This is a genomic window from Paraflavitalea speifideaquila, assembly GCF_032395985.1.
In the GTDB taxonomy this organism is placed as follows: Bacteria; Bacteroidota; Bacteroidia; order Chitinophagales; family Chitinophagaceae; genus Paraflavitalea; species Paraflavitalea speifideaquila.
Genome location: NZ_CP135920.1, coordinates 356,713 through 372,831, shown reverse-complemented (window position 1 = coordinate 372,831; position 16,119 = coordinate 356,713). Strand labels below are relative to the sequence as shown.

Here is a 16,119-nt window from a genome sequence, read left to right as displayed (position 1 = left end):
TGCCCATTCCTCCTTGCAAAACATTTCCCGTATTGGGATTTTCTATGTACAAATAGCAGCAACCCTAACAGTTGATCGCTATTAACAATAAAAAAGACAAAAAAACGGTCTTGCCTTTAGTACGTTACCGCAGTTTACTTGTTACATATATAGGTAACTGTTTAAAGTTGCCAATTTCAATGTGATGTGAGGCTACCAGGAAGTTGAAGTAGAAGAATGGTGGTTTTTGTATAGCCTCAAGGCTTTGGATGGGTGGTAAAGCTGCCCAAAAGAAATCAATAAATACCCGGATAAGATCAAAGAATACTTATAGCAACATCTCCAAATGCCTTTAACCAAAGGCAACAACATTGCATTAACTGTTTTCCAGGTTTAGCTAAGGTCCCCCTTTAATTGCCTTTGACAAGTTGTTTTGCAAAGCCTATTTGTTATTACTCAAAACCGTTTATGAATCAAAAGCTACCTACAAGACATTACAGTATTAAATTCCCTGCCGTTGAATGTGAGCAGGATTTTGAACAATTTGCCAATGACCTGAATGGAGAGGTCAGGGAGAAAGATGTTGTGCAACTATCTGGAGGGCTGGCTAAGGGATTGGTAAAGAGAGAACAGATCCAGCCGGGTTGTTGTATGCGGGCCTGGAATGTAGTCTTTAATCATGCTGTAGAATTGCATAGACCTGGTTATGAACCCAACGATAAAAGCATTACCATTATCTATGTGTTAACGCCGGGCAGTTGCCGCTTGAAAAGTATTGGGGGCCATGAGCAATTCAACCCAACGGAAACACGCAGTACTTTGATGGTGGCCAATGATATAGACCTAAGATATGATATCGTTCCCTTCCAGCCGGTACAGGTAATAGAGATCAGCACGAATAGTTTCTGGTTGTCGCAACAAATGCGCAAAGCAGGACTACCGGTAGAAAATTTACTGGATAGAATGTATGAAAAGGAGAACCCGTTCATCCTGAGCTGTATTTGCACGGGTTCAGTCATGAATGATGTAAATATGCTTTTCGATTCGGTAATGGGCAGTGAACATGATCATAACCGGGCAGCGCAATTAGGGATCTCGTTGCTACTTGAATTTCTAAATAAAACGTTGAATAGCCGTGTGCCACAGGTACCGGGTAATAATGACACGCATTTTATTAAGGTAATGGAGGCAGAGGCCATACTACAAGCTCATTTGCAGCGTAATCTGCCCAATGTAATTACCATTGCACAGCAGGTGTCCTTAAGTGAATCGACTTTAAAGCGTCATTTTAAGATCATTTTCGGCAAGAGCTTGTATGAGTATTACCTGGAAAAGAAGATGAATTTTGCTAAAACGCTGTTACTGGAGCAAGCTTTGACCGTTTATCAGGCGGCCACGCTATTAGGGTATGAAAAAGTGAGCAATTTTATCTGGATCTTCAAAAAACACCATGGTTATTCGCCCGGCAGTTTAAAGAAAAAAGGGCTTTCCAATATATAGTATGCTATTGGTAGTAGGATATGATGGGTTATTATTTTCCCAAAATGGGGATATAGCAAATAGAATAATAACTACCACTATGCATAAGCATGATAACCCGGCTAACTAAGTGCAATTTTAATATTCGTTGTAGCTTTTATTAAAAAATAACTTTACCTTAGTAGCCTCATCAGTATAGATTTTTTATTCCTGACGCTTCACACTTGGTTAAAACTCTCTGAAAGTTGCATTTGGCAAGCATCATTTGCCAACACTCAAAGCCTTAACTTGATTCCTGTTGAGAAACAGGTAGGAATTATTTACTTATTACGGTTATACTGAAAAACCACAAATAAGGAAGAGTAAATGCTATAGCCAGGCTACAACATGTTACGTGCCCTACCCGGTTTAATGGCATCCTCTCTTTCTGCATCATTTTTTACTACCCAAAGGGGTATTAATCCAACCTCAGGGGAGTGTTTGTGCTTACCTTATCCAATTTTTTGTGCTAAAACGCTGGCCAGCTTTATTTGCCAGGAGCACGGGATCATGCAAGGACCACCATTCGATTTGTACATCCTGACTGTTTTAATCCGGATTACCGGTTACTGCTGAACAGCAACTCTCCGCTGCTGAAAGCATGCAAACTGGTAATCCGGATTTTTGTTATTTCCCCCGATTTATGCCCATAATGGTCATTTTAATTCCATTTTAATGCGATATTTATAAGAGAGAACCCTTTGATGGCCAATATTTCAGATTTTTGTCGGCACAATCATCTACTTACGATATGGAAGAAGTTAAAATCTTATTGGTAGAGGATGAAAAGAAGATCGCAGAGGCTCTTAAGAAAGGATTAATGGAGCAGCAGTACCATGTGGAGGTAGCATATGATGGCCTCATTGGGAAAAAAAAATGGTTGAAACGTACAGTTTTGACCTGGTAATACTTGACATTAACCTGCCTGGGATGAATGGGTATGAACTCTGTAAGGAGATCCGTAAAAGGGATGAACGCATCCCGGTGGTGATGCTCACAGCCCTTAGCGCCACAGAAGATAAAATTGAGGGATTTGATGCAGGGGCCGATGACTACATTGTAAAACCCTTTGATTTTAAAGAGTTACTGGTACGAATCCGGGCCTTGTTGAAACGTATTTATCAGAATGTACCTACAGGTAATATGCTCAAGGTGGCCGACCTTGTCATGAACCTGGACAGTAAGGAGGTTACACGAGCCGAAAAGCCGATTTCGCTGACGGCCAAAGAATTCCAGCTACTGGAGTACCTGGTCCGGAATAAGAACCGGGTGGTTTCCCGGGCAGATATCGCTTTGAATGTGTGGGATATTGATTTCGACACAAAAACGAACGTTATTGACGTGTACGTTAATTTCCTACGTAAGAAACTTGACAAGGATTTCGATAGCAAACTAATACATACGCAAGTTGGAATGGGCTATATTTTAAAAGAGCACGCATAGGTGAAGATCAAATTTAAAATAACTGCGCTCTTTACGCTGTTGGTTACGGCAATTCTGTTACTACTTAGTTTTTCGATATACTATTTCACTTCGCTCGAAAGGCTGGAAGCTTTCAAAAAACGACTCAAAGGCCGCGCAAATAACAATGCGCAGCTGTATACTTATTTTGGTGATAGCAGCACCACGATGTTAAAGCGCTTTGACTCGGGATCGACCAATACGCTGCAGGATAAAAGCGTGGTTATTTACAACTACCTCAACCAGCCCGTCTATGAATTCAATGCACATGGGGTAGAAACACCTACTACTAATATTTCAATGCTGGAAAGGGCCCGCCTGGATGGAGAAACTTATTATAAAATTCTGACCCGGGATGTGATCGCATTTCACCATATTGATTCGGTAAACCGGATCGTGGTAGTGGTAGCAGCCTATGACCTGGATGGCTGGAACCGGCTTTCGCAATTACAAAAGTTGTTGATGACCAGCTTATTGATTGGGATTGCAGCGGCGGCCATTGTGGGCTTCCTGTTTTCGCGGCAATTGCTTATGCCCATCACTCAAATCATCCGGGAAGTAAAAGATATCTCCTCTCAAAGTCTTTCACATCGCATAGAAGCAGGTAGTGGGCATGATGAGCTGCACCAGTTGGCCAATACCTTTAATGAATTACTGAACCGACTCCAGGATTCCTTTACTACGCAACGACGATTCATTTCCAACGCATCGCACGAATTATCAACGCCGCTTACCTCTATTTCGAGTCAATTAGAGGTTACGCTGCAAAAGGACAGGAATACGGAAGAGTACCGCCAGGTATTGCAATCAATCTATGAAGATGTGCAGCAAATGCGGCAACTTACTAAAAGCTTGCTGGAAATTGCCAAAACAGGATCACAGGGTACGATAGAACTGCATGAAGTGCGCATTGATGAAGTGCTGTTCAAGGTAATGAGTGATGTACAAAAATAAGCCCCAGCTACCAGGTGGAATTACATTTTGGAGAATTTCCGGAAGATGAGAAGCGATTCCTGGTATTTGGCAATAATGACCTGTTATATAGTTCGATCAAAAACTTTGTAGAGAATGGCTGCAAGTATTCACCAGACCATCTTTCCTGGGTTGATCTTTCTTTTGAGGATGACCAGGTAATCATACAGGTTAAAAACCATGGCAATGTGATTGCCGAGGAGGAAATGGAACATATTTTCCAGCCATTTTACCGTACTAACGCTGCTACACACGTTAAAGGCTTTGGCCTTGGTTTGGCCCTGGCAAAGAGGATCATCAGCTTACACCGGGGCAATATCAAAGTACAGTCAGACCTGCATAAGGGAACAGTTTTCACCATCCAGCTACCCTCTGTTAAAGCGTTCTCTGCACACTAAGGGTTTTAATTAATTGTCTTTTAATGCGCGTTTAATCGCTGTTTAACAGCAATAGAGCATATTTGAGTACAGAACAATCTGCTGGTATGAAGAATCAACTATTTTTTCGATGGGTCCCTTTATTGTGCCTGGTATTGGTAGTTATTGCCGGTGTGGGACTTGGGCAGAAAAACTCAAAGCTTGTGACAAAAATAATACCTTGATCCTTCAAAATGATTCTATTCTATCTGTAAACCTCCGGCTTTCAAAGGAGATATCAAAGTTACAATCACTACTGGATAGCATCCGGCTAAACAGTAGTTCGGTCAGTCGCCTGGGCATACCCCGGTAAGCCAGTCTGGAGCAACATTGGTTAAGTCTATTACAATCCGACAATCCGTACCCTATTCCTTGACAATCAATCACCCAATTAGGAAGTATTGTAGACTTCCGACCCAGTTCAGGAGTTGGCCAAGAAATCCCGCCCATTATACATTCCCCTAGTGTCCCTTCCGGAGGGAAATACAAGCCCATTGCCGGTATTCTTCCCTAATTAAATTAATAAATAATTCCTGGGAGTCGATCTTTAATCCGGAAAACAGTTCGTATCTTTTAGGAAGTAAAAGGCACTATCTCACTGTGCATGGCTTAGCTACCTAGTATCATTATCGATTGCCCGCCCGCTTTGTTTTATCAGCCCGTTTTAATCATTCCCGAGGTCCTTACCTTATGAAAGCGTTTATGGATACCCAGGCATCCAACATCATTCCTGTCACCTTCAAAAAAGGAGAACTATGAAACCGCATCTGTCACCGTACATCAACAAGCGGAAGAAGACAATCGAATTCCACATTCACAACAGTTGTGCTGATCACATTACGCTAGCAGGTACATTTAATCACTGGGCACAGGATGAATTAAAAATGCAGCCGGTCAAAAATGGCATGTGGCTGATCGAGATCCCAATGTTGCCACAGGGCAAGTATCATTACAAATTCTTTATTGATGGGCGTATGTGGACGGAAGACATTGAGAACCAGTTGAGGGAACCCGATGGGGTTTGTGGCTGGTACAGTGTACTTACTGTATAGCTTGTGAAGAAATACTACAGGTGTAAAAGGATGGGCTTTATCAAAATGGCGCATCCCTTTACACCTTTTTTATGCGTCACCGTAAATTTTGTAAAAGGGACTTCTTAGGGGATCGCCTTTATCAGAACAAATGAATTCCAACACGCCGGCAATTTGTGCCGGGGTAACCCATTTGCTAAAATCGGCATTGGGCATATCCGCGCGGTTTACGGGTGTATCAATGATACTGGGAGCAATGACAGAAACAGTTACATTTTTCCCCTGGCAGCTTCATTAAGCATATCTGCCAGTTTTATAAGCAATGACTTACTAAGCGCATAAGCGATCATATACTGCCCAGCAGCAGGCTCCAGGGCTGGTCTGGCGCCCACTAATACAATGCGTCCATAACCGCTTTCCAGCATGTGCTGAAAAAGGGGGCGTGTGAGGTAGTAAGCGGTTTCAAAATTCAAGGAGAACATTTTTTAAGGGCCGCCCCGTCAGTAGCGGCAATATCGCCCATAGCAAACCCTCCGGCAAGCAATAAGGCCCCATCTATCTTTTGTAGAGGCTAATGGCCTCCTTGGCAAAAGTATCGCTGGCAGCTTCTTCGGCCAGGTTTACGGCATGGAGTTCAAATTGGGGGTGACTGCTGGCAAACCCCAGGTGACTGCCAGAATGGTCGACACCGATGACCTTATAATTCTCATCGAGGAATTTCTTTACAACAGCTGTTCCGAGATTGCCATTAGCGCCGGTAATAATTATTGTCTTTGCCATGGTAGTTTGATTGAATTGCAAATTTAAGGCTTGCGGGTAGTTTTAACTATAATTGCTGGCTGGGAGGCTGGACAATAAAAAACCGGCGTGGAAACGCCGGCTATAACCAACATGGACCCGGTTGATCCTTTTAAAACACATAGTTCCAATGATGTATATCTTCGTCTTTTCCTGTTCGTATTGCTTCCAGTTTATCGCGTAAACGGAACATCAGGGACGAAGCGGTATAAGCTGGTAAATGGTAATCAATTCCATTGATATGTATGGTGCCGATAGGAGCCACAATGGCGGCAGTTCCTGCCCCAAAAGCTTCGGTGATGGTATGTTGCCGGAATGCTTTTTCCAGTTCGTCAATTGACACCGGACGGGTCTCTACACGGATGGAAAGATCACCTGCCAGGGTGAGCAGGGAATCGCGGGTAACGCCATCGAGAATAGAATCGCTAAGGGGTGGGGTTACCAGGGTACCATCTATAACAAACATGGCATTCATCATACCGGATTCTTCTATGTATTTATGCTCCTGGCTATCGGTCCACAATACCTGGTCAAAACCCGCTTCTTTTGCTTGTTGGGTGGGATAAAAAGCACCGCCATAATTGCCGCCGCATTTAGCAGCGCCGGTACCGCCCCTGGCAGCTCTTACATAATTGGTTTCCACTTTTACCCGGAGTGGCTTTTGAAAGGCTGCCGCCACCGGGCCAGAGAAAATGACAAACTTGTATTCGTCAGATACCTTCACGCCGAATTTTGCTTCGCTGGCATAAGCAAAAGGGCGAATATACAGGGCCGTTCCATCAGCAGCAGGCACCCAATGCTTATCAAGGGATATCAGCTGGCGGAGCCCCTCTACAAAAACGTCCTCGGGCACAATAGCCATGCACATGCGATCCAGGGACTTTGTTAATCGTTCATAATGCTTATGTATCCTGAAAACATTGATCCGGCCATCTTCCAGGCGGAATGCTTTCATGCCTTCAAATACTGTTTGTCCATAGTGCAAGGCCAGTGAGGTGGGCGACAAGGAAAGATCGCCAAAAGGGATAATGCGGGGTGTATCCCATACGCCATTGGCATAACCGCATACCAACATATGGTCGGCCACATACTTGCCAAACTCCAGGTGGTCAAAATCAACTTCAGCGATCCTGGACTGTTTGACGGGTTGTATGGAAAATGAGGTGGTGAGTTCCATGATGAAATATTTTAAAAAGTGACGTTTATTTCAAAATCAACGATGCTTTCCCTCTTTACCAGGCTACGCGATCAATTCCTTGCCGATGCGCAAGGTTTCCTCTACCAGTATGTCAAAGTCATCCATCCTGCTGCGGTGGTTGGTAATGGCTGCGCGGATGGCATACTTGCCATTTAATAGTGTATAGGATGGGGCGGCAATACCTTGCTCCTGCAAGCGCATCAGTATCTCTTTGTTGATAATGTTCAGCTCTTCATCTTCCAGGCCGCCCGGATTGAATCGATAACAAACAATATTCAGAGGTACATCGGCCAGCAATTCGAGGGTTGGTTCAGCTTGTACCAATCCTGCCAGGTATTGGGCCTGTCGCAGGTTTTTACGGATCATGTATTGGTAGCGGTGCAGGCCATTTTCTTTAATTGACATCCATACTTTCAAGGCTTTAAAACCGCGGGATAATTCCATGCCATAATTGCTGAAGGAGTCGGGGCCTCCCGACAATCCGCGTTCATGTTGTACAAGGTAATTGACGGCAGCAGCAAAGGCTTCCCGATGAATGGTTGCATCGCGTATGAGTACACAAGCCACTTCGTAGTTTACGTATAACCATTTGTGGAAATCAAAGGAAAGGCTATCGGCCAATTCCACTCCTTTTAAACGATCCTCAAATTCGGGCAATATTTTAGGCACCGAGCCAAATGCGCCATCAATGTGAAACCAACATTGTTCCTCCTTCGCAATGGCGGCCAATTCTTCCAACGGATCAATAGCACCGGTGTTAACGGTGCCGGCATTGCCCACGATACAAAATGGAAGGTGACCGGCTTCGCGGTCGGCCCGGATCATTTGCTTTAATAGGTCCACCCGAATTCGGTACTGCTCATCTACAGGCACTTTCCTGAAATTGTCGCTACCGATGCCAATTACCTCTACTCCTTTCACTACACAGTTATGGGTTTCAGCAGAGCCATAAATGATCATTTGGGCAGGTACGGACTGTAATCCTTTTTCCGGATAGTTGTGTTGAAGTGATTCCTGGCTACTGTAAGGGCTGTAATATTAGCCAGGAAGCTCCGCTTAATAAAATACCGCTGGCGGTATCCGGAAAGCGCATCATTTCTTTTGACCAGGCTATTACCTGGTTTTCTACATACATGGGCATATGATCGCCAATGCTAACGTTGGCATTCATGCCAGCGGCCAGCATATCGGCCAGCATGCCCAAGGGGGTGCCTCCTCCCTGCACCCATGACCAAAAGCGGGGGTGTGTATTTCCCGTATTATAGGGCAATATTTGTGTGAAAAAGTGTTCGTATACTTCTGCCGCATCCTGTGGAAACAGAGGTAGGGGGTGTTGCATGCTGTTCAGTGCAAACTTAGTGGGCTGTTTCCAGGCTGGCCTTTGGCGGGCTGATTGCAGGTAATCAAACATATCATCGAGCATGCGATGGCCCAGCTCTCTTAAGGAAGACCAATCCACAGGGTCTAATGTTTCTTCTTCCAATAACTCCGGTACTTTTTTCATACTCAGCATGGGTTTATTTTATGACTATGTGAAGATGTAAAAGTGCTTTACAGGCAGCAACCTGAATCTTGCCTATTTTCAAGTAGCCTTGAAAGCATGATCTGTTTTTACTATACAAATTTCCCTTGAATTTCTGATTAAAAACAGATTCAGTTTTTTCTATTTTAACCAGATCAGAATCACAGATTGAAGGGATTGGAAAGATTTCGCGGATCAATCGCTGATTCAAGGATTTTAGGGATTTCGCGGATTGAATACAGTTCTTAAGGCGGAGGGGGGAGGAATACTAAAGCCGAAGGGCCCAGTTGATCCGGCTGAATAGCTGGATGCACAGGGCCCTTAACGTTTAAACTTCAAATAGACTGACAAAGCGATAGGCTTCCTATCTATTGCTGGTATATCAACAGGTTAGGCGTTTTATTGCAAGATGATGGTATAGGATTGAGGGGATGTGGTTTCGATATACCCATAGGTCCTCTCTACTTTTTTAGGTATTGGGCGAGCGGCTAATTCACCGGATTCGCTTTCTCCGGCTACGGTAAATCCCATGGAGGCAAAAATGCACAACAGGATGGCTAACTTTTTCATACAAAGGTGTTGGCTGGTAAATAATTAACAAGTACTGATACGGCACAAATGTCTGCCATACCAAATGCGCGGGCAATGGAGGGATGCCTGAATTGCGGTATTGATGGGATGAAATGGAGGAAAAACCGCAATACAACACGAATGGTATTGAATTACGCGGTGTTATAGGAGAAAGGGCAGCCCAAGTGCTGCCCTTGTCTGAAAAGAGTTATGCAAATAGGTTAGCTAACAGCTTCCGGTTTGGCGTCATGATAAATTCGTTCAATCGCATCTCGGAACTTCTCCATGATCACTTTGCGTTTGAGGCTTAATTTGGGGGTCATTTCGCCTGTTTCTACGCTCCATTCGTCGGGGAGTAGTTCAAACTTCTTGATCTGTTCTACGTGGTTAAAATACTTGTTGAAATTCTCTACCAGGTCTTTGTACAGGTGTATGACCTTGGGATCCTTTATCAGTTCGCCATTGGTGGTTGCCTGTATGCCTTGCTGGCGTGCCCAATCTTTAAGATTGCTCAGGGAGGGAACAATCAGGGCGCCTACAAATTTTCTTTCGGAGCCTACCACAATTACCTGTTCTACAAAAGGTGATTCTTTGAGTTTATTTTCTATCGGCAAGGGGGCAACGTATTTGCCACCGCTTGTTTTAAACATTTCCTTCTTCCGGTCAGTGATCTTCAGGAACCTGTTATCGACCATCATACCGATATCGCCGGTATGGTACCAGCCACCGGCAATGGAATCGGCCGTAAGATCAGGACGTTTGTAATAGCCCATCATGATATTGGGGCCTTTACAAAGTATTTCACCATCCTCTGCAATCTTTACTTCAACGTTATTAATGAGTGGACCTACGGTACCAAACATCCTGCCTTCTTCCTGGTAGCGGTTGACGCTGATCACGGGAGAGGTTTCGGTCAATCCGTAACCCTCCATGATGGGGATGCCCGCAGCGGTAAAGATGCGTATGAGCCGTACCTGGCAGGCAGCACCGCCAGTAACAACGCACAACAGGTTATTGCCTAAGGCTTCGCGCCATTTGCTAAATATGAGTTTATTGGCCAAGGCTAGTTGCATCCGGTAACCAAAGCCCATATTCTTATTGATCTCAAAACGGGTAGCCAGTTCATGCGCCCAGAAAAAGAGTTTCTTCTTAATACCTGACAGCTCTGCCCCTTGGCCATAATTCGGTCGTACACTTTTTCCAGGAGGCGGGGTACGGTGGTGAACATGGTAGGTTTTACCTCTTTGAGGTTATCGCCAATGGTTTCCAGGCTTTCGGCATAGTAAATGGAAGTTCTCTTGAATAAATAGATATAGCTCACCATGCGCTCAAATACGTGATTGAGGGGCAGGAAGCTCAAGGCACGCATATTTTCACCCGGCGGAAAGCATGGAATGGAATCCATTACATTGCTAAGTATGTTGTGGTGCGAAAGCATGACCCCTTTAGGTTTGCCCGTTGTACCCGAGGTATAGATAATGGTGGCCAGGTCTTCTAACTGTATGGATGCTGCAATAGTCTTTACCTTTTCGGCTGCGGCAGCATCGCCAAGGGCCAGTATCTCTTTCCAATGATTGGCACCGGGCACTTGTTCAAATGTATAGATCGTTTTTAAAGAGGGTATATTGTCTTTTACGTGCATCACTTTATGAAATAGCTCTTCGTCGTTCACGAATACCATTTTCACTTGTGCATCCTGCAATATGAATTCCAGTTCACTGATACTGATGGTGGGATAAACGGGTGTAAGTACAGCGCCCAGTTGTTGAACAGCCAGATCGAGCATCAGCCATTCGGGGCGGTTCTTGCTCATGACAGTTATCTTATCACGGCCTTCGGCAGTTCCATCACCGGCGGTAACACCAAGATTCAGTAAACCCGCACTTAATTTATCGACCGTTTCTTTTACTTCCTGTGTGTTGTAAGTACGCCATTGACCATTTTCTTTGCCGGCCAGCATAACGGGCAGGGGATTGCCCTCGAGCTGGTATTGAATACAATCAAAAAGTCGCCTGGGTTCGGTCATAACAATCGTTTTACGTGTAGTTAATGCAAGGGGCTCACTGATTACAACATCCGGACACTCCTTGTTGTTGTTTTTCCCGGCTATTGGAGGTCAAATTAACAAATAAGTACTAATAAAAAAGCCCCGCCAAAGCAGGGCTGTATATTGATTTAATGAGATCGGGAAGGGTTATTTGGAAGGGGTTTGGTAATACTGGCCGGCTGGCAGTTTAAAAACCCGGTTATGCTGGAAGGTATTGAACTGGTTGTACTCTTCTGTATGGGTTTTGGTCCAGTTTTCGTAGGCGGTCAAATTGGCGGTAGTACCAAATATCCATTGATTATAAGCCTCAAACATGCCCGATTTCAGCAATTGTTGCTGGTATTCATACAAGCGAAAAGGGAGTCTTTTGGCATATTTCTCAAACCAACTGACGACGAATTTGGTTCTGATGGCCGACAGGGTTTCCGGGGTAACGCCATTGGTCGCCATATAGCCTGATTGGGTTTGCATGATATCCAGCCAGGCTTTTACAAATTCATTTTTAACATCCTGGTTTTTGGCCAGGTCGCTGTCGGTAAACAACTTTTTATAGGAGTCGAGGAGGACGGTTTTGATCTCTGGGGTACGTTTTGAGTAGCTCTCCAGGTTTACGAAGATCTCACCATAGACCAATGCCCAAATTTTATCCTTCGTAAAGTAGTAGTATTTGGCTGCATTGTAGTAATTGCCGGAATGGGTGGGATCGAGTTCGATGCCTTTTCCCATTGTTTGATGGCATCGGAATAGGACTTTTTGCTCCAGAGCATTTCGCCATACTCGTTGTACAAGACGCCACTATTGGGGAATTTCTTCAACGCCGATTTGTACATTCTTTCTGCATCTTTTGCCTCCTCAATGGCTTTGTACACCATACCCAGTATCTGGTAGCTTTGTACATCGGCATCCTGAGCTTCGGGTAAAGGTTTGGCAACTTCCAGGGCCCTTACATAATCGCGGTTCAGGTAGTAGGTAAATGCCAGGTCCTTTTAAGTTCCAGGTTATTGTTTTCCTTTTCCAGTGCGCGGTTCAATACCATGATGGCATTGGAATAATCGCCCTGACGGGTAAAAGCTTTTGCTTTCTCCTGCATGGCTTTCCAATCCTGATCCTGAGCGGTAATAGTAGCTACTGATAAGCAAAAAGTAGCAGCGAGGACGAATTGTTTCATAGAAATCAAAGATAGCCAGAAACGAGAATACAGCATACAGAATTTAGAATACAAAAAGAGCCCGGCTTGGGGAAGGTTATCATCATGTAGCCCCGTAGCGCTTACCCTGCTATTTAATCCGGAACAGTGCCGGCCACTCATCGTTTTGAAGAATAAGGAGGTACCGGCCATTCTTTGAAGGAATCTCTTTAATATCCCGAATAACCCCACATAATTCCAAGCCGGATTGTTTGTTGGACAAAGCTGTAAAATCGCCCTTGGTATTGTTTAGCAATACATGACCCAAAGAGGCATCCATACGGGCAAACTGGGGCAGGAAAGCAAAAGAATTGCCTCCCATTACCAGATCAGGATAACCATCCTTATTCAGATCGGTGCAAAGAATGCTATTGACGCAGGAAAGTTGTAAAGAGAGGGGCAGTTTTTGTATAGTAAACTTGCCATTGCCTTCATTAACGGCTATACAAGAAGGGGCATAATTGATGGTTTTCACGGTGCTTTTATTGAGGATATCGGCAGGAAACAGATCCTGGATGGTTTTTTGGGCAAAATCTTCATGTTTGAGGGTTAGTTTTTCACGGAAGGGAGTTGATCGGTGAGATCACGTTTCATAAAAACGGTCACCTCGCGCCCATTGACAGTGTGTGTGATGATCTTATCCATGATGCCATTGGCATCGAAATCATTGATCCATATTTTCTGGGGCGTTTTTTCTGTGGGATGCAGGTAGAAATTTTCTCCCATATTGCCCAGCACCAGATCCTGATCACCATCATTGTCCAGATCTGCAGCGGCAAGGGATTGCCAGCAACCGTATAATTGATCGAGATTGGAATGTACTTCTGTAAAATGGTCGCCTACCCAAAAAACATTCGTGGTGTCATCCATTCGCCTACAATCACCAGTTCGGGTTTCTGATCGCCCGTCATGTCCGCCATCACGGCGCCTGTTACCAGTCCAATATTGGCAATATCCGGGTTCTTCGTTTTTGCGATATCGGTAAACTTTCCATGCCCATCATTGAAAAGCAGGTAGCTATCGGGAGCGGTTCCATAATTGCCGGGTATACTGCGGCTACCCACAAACAAGTCCATATCACCATCGTTATCAAAGTCTGCGGCCAGCACTACAGCGGTATTACCGGCATTCGGTGGCAGGGCCAATATATTGATCTCAAAATTGCCTTTGCCATCATTGAGGTAAAGTCTGTTTTGCATTTCACGACTGCCCACGGGATGGTTATTACCGCCTGTACCTACAAAGAGATCCAGGTCGCCATCTTTATCAGCATCGAAGAACAAGGCGGTTACGTCTTCAAAGTTGGCAAACTGATCAAATGTTTTTTCAGGCTTTTTACAAAACCCTTGGCCGTTTGCAAATAAAGCTGGCCGGCTTGACCTGATGGACCACAGATATACAGGTCGGCCAGGCCGTCGGCATCCACATCTCCCCAGGCGGCTTTGGGACCTTCGCGGGAAAGCATCATGGGAATATTACGTTCGTAATAAAAATCAACGTAATCGTCTTCTTTATGTTTGTCGAAAGAGTTGCCAACCATGGCCAATAGTGGTTGTACAGGTGCGGCAGTCCCTTGCAGAACTGCCTTCCCGGCACTTTGCCCTGGCTGTTGAAGGATATATACTGAATCTACTGCCGGATGATCATAACGCGTAAGAGTACGATCGGGCCATAGAATGATCATTGAATCTATCTTGTTACTGCCCAGGCCAATGATGGCTTTATAGTCTATGGAAGATTGAAAGCCCCGGGCGGGAATAATTTCCCGGCTCATCACCTGGTTGCCCTGGTATACTTTGACGGTACTGCCAACGGCAAAGGTATTGGCTCCATTGCCTTTAAGGGAAATACCGATATAATGGTTACCTGAGGTTTCACGGCTGTTATTACGGTACACAAATGCTTTTTCGTTGACATTGTTCACGATCATATCAAGGTCGCCATCATTGTCCAGGTCGCCATAGGCGGCGCCATTGGAGAAAGAGGGTTGTGTGATGCCCCATTGGGAGCCGGCGTCAGCAAAACGGAGGTTACCGAGGTTTCTAAAGGCTTTGTTCACTAAGGGTCGTGAAGGCATTTTGGCAATGATCTCATCTATCTGTTCCTTTTTGCCTGTAAGGGCCATTTTGCGCACTATTTCATTGGCAAAAAAATCAATAAAATCCTGATCTGTTACATCACGATAAATGCCATTACAAACATAAATATCAGCAAGGCCATCATTGTCGGCATCAAAGATCAGTGCGCCCCAACTCCAATCGGAGGCTGCCACTCCGCTATAGTGAGCGGTTTCCAGGAAACGTCCGTTCTTATTGTTTACCTGGAGTGCATTTTGCATGTATTGATGGTAAAAGCCTTTTTAATGGTGAGGCGGTTTACGTCAATGGTTTCAAAAGAAGCGGTTGTTTTTAACCGGTACTCCTCATCGGGCAGCATATCGGTGGTAAAAATATCGGGGTAGCCATCATTATTGATATCGGCCATATCGGCGCCCATAGATGATAGGCTGATATGCTGGGTCCATTTTTCCAGCTCTTCTTTGAAGGTACCATTTTGCTGATTGATGTACAGGTAATCGCGTTCAAAGAAATCATTGGAGATATAGATATCCGGGTACTGATCATTGTTCACATCTCCTATAGTAACTCCCAGGCCAAAGCCGATGAGGCTGCCATAGATGCCTGCTTCTTTACTTACATCGGTAAACCTGCCATTGTCGTTTCTCATAAGCCTGTCTCCACCCCCTTTCAGAAAATCGGCTACGGGCCAGTCTTTTGCACGGAGATCACGGTTATTGGCATAGTTGAGGGTATTAACCGGTATGAAACTATTGTTTAGTAAATACAGGTCGAGATCGCCATCAAGGTCGTAGTCGAAGAAGGAGGCATGGGTGGTATAGTCATTGTCGGTTAGTCCATAAGCTGTGGCTGAGTCGACAAATCGCAATTGATGGTTATTGATGAAAAGTTCATCTTCCTGCCCTACTCCTTTTGATAACCGGCATTACATACGTAGATATCGAGCCAGCCATCGTGGTTCACATCGGCCATTACTACGCCGGTACTCCATTTCTTTTATTGGTAAAGCCTGCTTTTTCGGAAATGTCTTCAAATTGCCAGTTGCCTTTGTTGAGGTATAATTTATTGCTTCCGGAATTGGCGGTGAAGAATACATCGCTCAGTCCGTCATTGTTGATATCGCCTATGGCTACGCCACCGCCATTATAGAAATTGCGGTAGGTGAAGATGTTGAAATCGGGCGAATCCTGTACGGTATTGGTAAAGCTGATGCCGGTATGGTCCATTTGTTCAAACAAAGGAGCAGGGGTTTCCTTTTGTTTACAGGACAGGCAGGCAGCGAATGCAAGAAGCAGGCAGGCAAATATGGGACGATGTTTCATAAAAAACAGGAGGTCATTCTA

Annotated in this window: 22 protein-coding genes; 6 read left to right on the top strand and 16 right to left on the bottom strand. The window is 44.7% G+C overall.

From position 1 onward, the window contains the following. Positions 1 to 447 precede the first annotated feature (447 nt). From RS881_RS02630 to RS881_RS02605, 6 genes are all read left to right on the top strand, one after another. Positions 448 to 1,479, top strand: coding sequence for a helix-turn-helix domain-containing protein (locus RS881_RS02630; protein WP_315819668.1), 1,032 nt, complete (start codon positions 448 to 450; stop codon positions 1,477 to 1,479). A gap of 769 nt (positions 1,480 to 2,248) precedes the next feature. Beyond that, positions 2,249 to 2,404, top strand: a complete 156-nt coding sequence (locus RS881_RS02625; RefSeq protein WP_315819667.1) for a response regulator — start codon at positions 2,249 to 2,251, stop codon at positions 2,402 to 2,404. After that, positions 2,374 to 2,940: a response regulator transcription factor gene (locus tag RS881_RS02620; protein ID WP_315819666.1), complete on the top strand. Its 567-nt coding sequence runs from the start codon at positions 2,374 to 2,376 to the stop codon at positions 2,938 to 2,940. The genes RS881_RS02625 and RS881_RS02620 overlap by 31 nt, the downstream gene beginning before the upstream one ends. Next, on the top strand, positions 2,941 to 3,912 hold the full coding sequence (locus tag RS881_RS02615) for a histidine kinase dimerization/phospho-acceptor domain-containing protein (protein WP_315819665.1): 972 nt from the start codon (positions 2,941 to 2,943) through the stop codon (positions 3,910 to 3,912). A gap of 14 nt (positions 3,913 to 3,926) precedes the next feature. Beyond that, positions 3,927 to 4,328, top strand: coding sequence for a sensor histidine kinase (locus RS881_RS02610; protein ID WP_315819664.1), 402 nt, complete (start codon positions 3,927 to 3,929; stop codon positions 4,326 to 4,328). A 773-nt stretch (positions 4,329 to 5,101) separates the two neighbouring features. After that, on the top strand, positions 5,102 to 5,398 hold the full coding sequence (locus tag RS881_RS02605; RefSeq protein ID WP_315819663.1) for an early set domain-containing protein: 297 nt from the start codon (positions 5,102 to 5,104) through the stop codon (positions 5,396 to 5,398). A gap of 248 nt (positions 5,399 to 5,646) precedes the next feature. Here the strand turns inward: RS881_RS02605 and RS881_RS02600 are convergent, their stop codons facing one another. The 16 genes from RS881_RS02600 to RS881_RS02525 all read right to left on the bottom strand — a co-directional run bounded on the left by RS881_RS02600 (position 5,647) and on the right by RS881_RS02525 (position 16,098). After that, positions 5,647 to 5,850, bottom strand: a complete 204-nt coding sequence (locus tag RS881_RS02600) for a hypothetical protein (RefSeq protein ID WP_315819662.1) — start codon at positions 5,848 to 5,850, stop codon at positions 5,647 to 5,649. Between the two features lie 82 nt (positions 5,851 to 5,932). Continuing rightward, positions 5,933 to 6,157 carry an NAD-dependent epimerase/dehydratase family protein gene (locus RS881_RS02595; protein WP_315819661.1) on the bottom strand — a complete coding sequence of 75 codons (225 nt, stop codon included), beginning with the start codon at positions 6,155 to 6,157 and terminating at the stop codon, positions 5,933 to 5,935. 130 nt (positions 6,158 to 6,287) lie between these two features. Further along, the gene (locus RS881_RS02590) at positions 6,288 to 7,352 is read right to left on the bottom strand and encodes a branched-chain amino acid aminotransferase (RefSeq protein WP_315819660.1); all 1,065 of its coding nucleotides are present in this window, start codon (positions 7,350 to 7,352) and stop codon (positions 6,288 to 6,290) included. Positions 7,353 to 7,415: 63 nt separating this feature from the next. Beyond that, positions 7,416 to 8,333, bottom strand: coding sequence for a pyridoxal phosphate-dependent decarboxylase family protein (locus RS881_RS02585; RefSeq protein WP_315819659.1), 918 nt, complete (start codon positions 8,331 to 8,333; stop codon positions 7,416 to 7,418). Positions 8,334 to 8,391: 58 nt separating this feature from the next. Beyond that, complete coding sequence (locus RS881_RS02580; RefSeq protein ID WP_315819658.1) at positions 8,392 to 8,877, bottom strand: hypothetical protein; 486 nt, start codon at positions 8,875 to 8,877, stop codon at positions 8,392 to 8,394. A 417-nt stretch (positions 8,878 to 9,294) separates the two neighbouring features. Beyond that, positions 9,295 to 9,465, bottom strand: coding sequence for a hypothetical protein (locus RS881_RS02575; RefSeq protein ID WP_315819657.1), 171 nt, complete (start codon positions 9,463 to 9,465; stop codon positions 9,295 to 9,297). A 221-nt stretch (positions 9,466 to 9,686) separates the two neighbouring features. Next, positions 9,687 to 10,538 (bottom strand): AMP-dependent synthetase/ligase, encoded by an 852-nt coding sequence (locus RS881_RS02570; RefSeq protein ID WP_315819656.1) that lies wholly within the window; start codon positions 10,536 to 10,538, stop codon positions 9,687 to 9,689. Next, positions 10,529 to 11,491, bottom strand: coding sequence for an AMP-binding protein (locus RS881_RS02565; protein ID WP_315819655.1), 963 nt, complete (start codon positions 11,489 to 11,491; stop codon positions 10,529 to 10,531). The genes RS881_RS02570 and RS881_RS02565 overlap by 10 nt, the downstream gene beginning before the upstream one ends. 168 nt (positions 11,492 to 11,659) lie before the next feature. Then, positions 11,660 to 12,238, bottom strand: coding sequence for a hypothetical protein (locus RS881_RS02560; RefSeq protein WP_315819654.1), 579 nt, complete (start codon positions 12,236 to 12,238; stop codon positions 11,660 to 11,662). A 232-nt stretch (positions 12,239 to 12,470) separates the two neighbouring features. After that, positions 12,471 to 12,680, bottom strand: a complete 210-nt coding sequence (locus RS881_RS02555) for a hypothetical protein (RefSeq protein ID WP_315819653.1) — start codon at positions 12,678 to 12,680, stop codon at positions 12,471 to 12,473. A gap of 109 nt (positions 12,681 to 12,789) precedes the next feature. Continuing rightward, positions 12,790 to 13,173, bottom strand: a complete 384-nt coding sequence (locus tag RS881_RS02550) for a hypothetical protein (protein ID WP_315819652.1) — start codon at positions 13,171 to 13,173, stop codon at positions 12,790 to 12,792. Positions 13,174 to 13,247: 74 nt separating this feature from the next. Continuing rightward, positions 13,248 to 13,568, bottom strand: coding sequence for an FG-GAP repeat protein (locus tag RS881_RS02545; RefSeq protein WP_315819651.1), 321 nt, complete (start codon positions 13,566 to 13,568; stop codon positions 13,248 to 13,250). After that, positions 13,538 to 13,981, bottom strand: coding sequence for an FG-GAP repeat domain-containing protein (locus RS881_RS02540; RefSeq protein ID WP_315819650.1), 444 nt, complete (start codon positions 13,979 to 13,981; stop codon positions 13,538 to 13,540). Before RS881_RS02540 ends, RS881_RS02545 begins: the two co-directional genes overlap by 31 nt. Before the next feature lie 5 nt (positions 13,982 to 13,986). Beyond that, positions 13,987 to 15,036, bottom strand: a complete 1,050-nt coding sequence (locus RS881_RS02535) for a CRTAC1 family protein (RefSeq protein ID WP_315819649.1) — start codon at positions 15,034 to 15,036, stop codon at positions 13,987 to 13,989. Next, positions 15,015 to 15,644 (bottom strand): FG-GAP-like repeat-containing protein, encoded by a 630-nt coding sequence (locus RS881_RS02530; protein WP_315819648.1) that lies wholly within the window; start codon positions 15,642 to 15,644, stop codon positions 15,015 to 15,017. The genes RS881_RS02535 and RS881_RS02530 overlap by 22 nt, the downstream gene beginning before the upstream one ends. Positions 15,645 to 15,750: 106 nt before the next feature. Further along, positions 15,751 to 16,098, bottom strand: coding sequence for an FG-GAP repeat domain-containing protein (locus tag RS881_RS02525; protein ID WP_315819647.1), 348 nt, complete (start codon positions 16,096 to 16,098; stop codon positions 15,751 to 15,753). Positions 16,099 to 16,119: the final 21 nt, after the last annotated feature.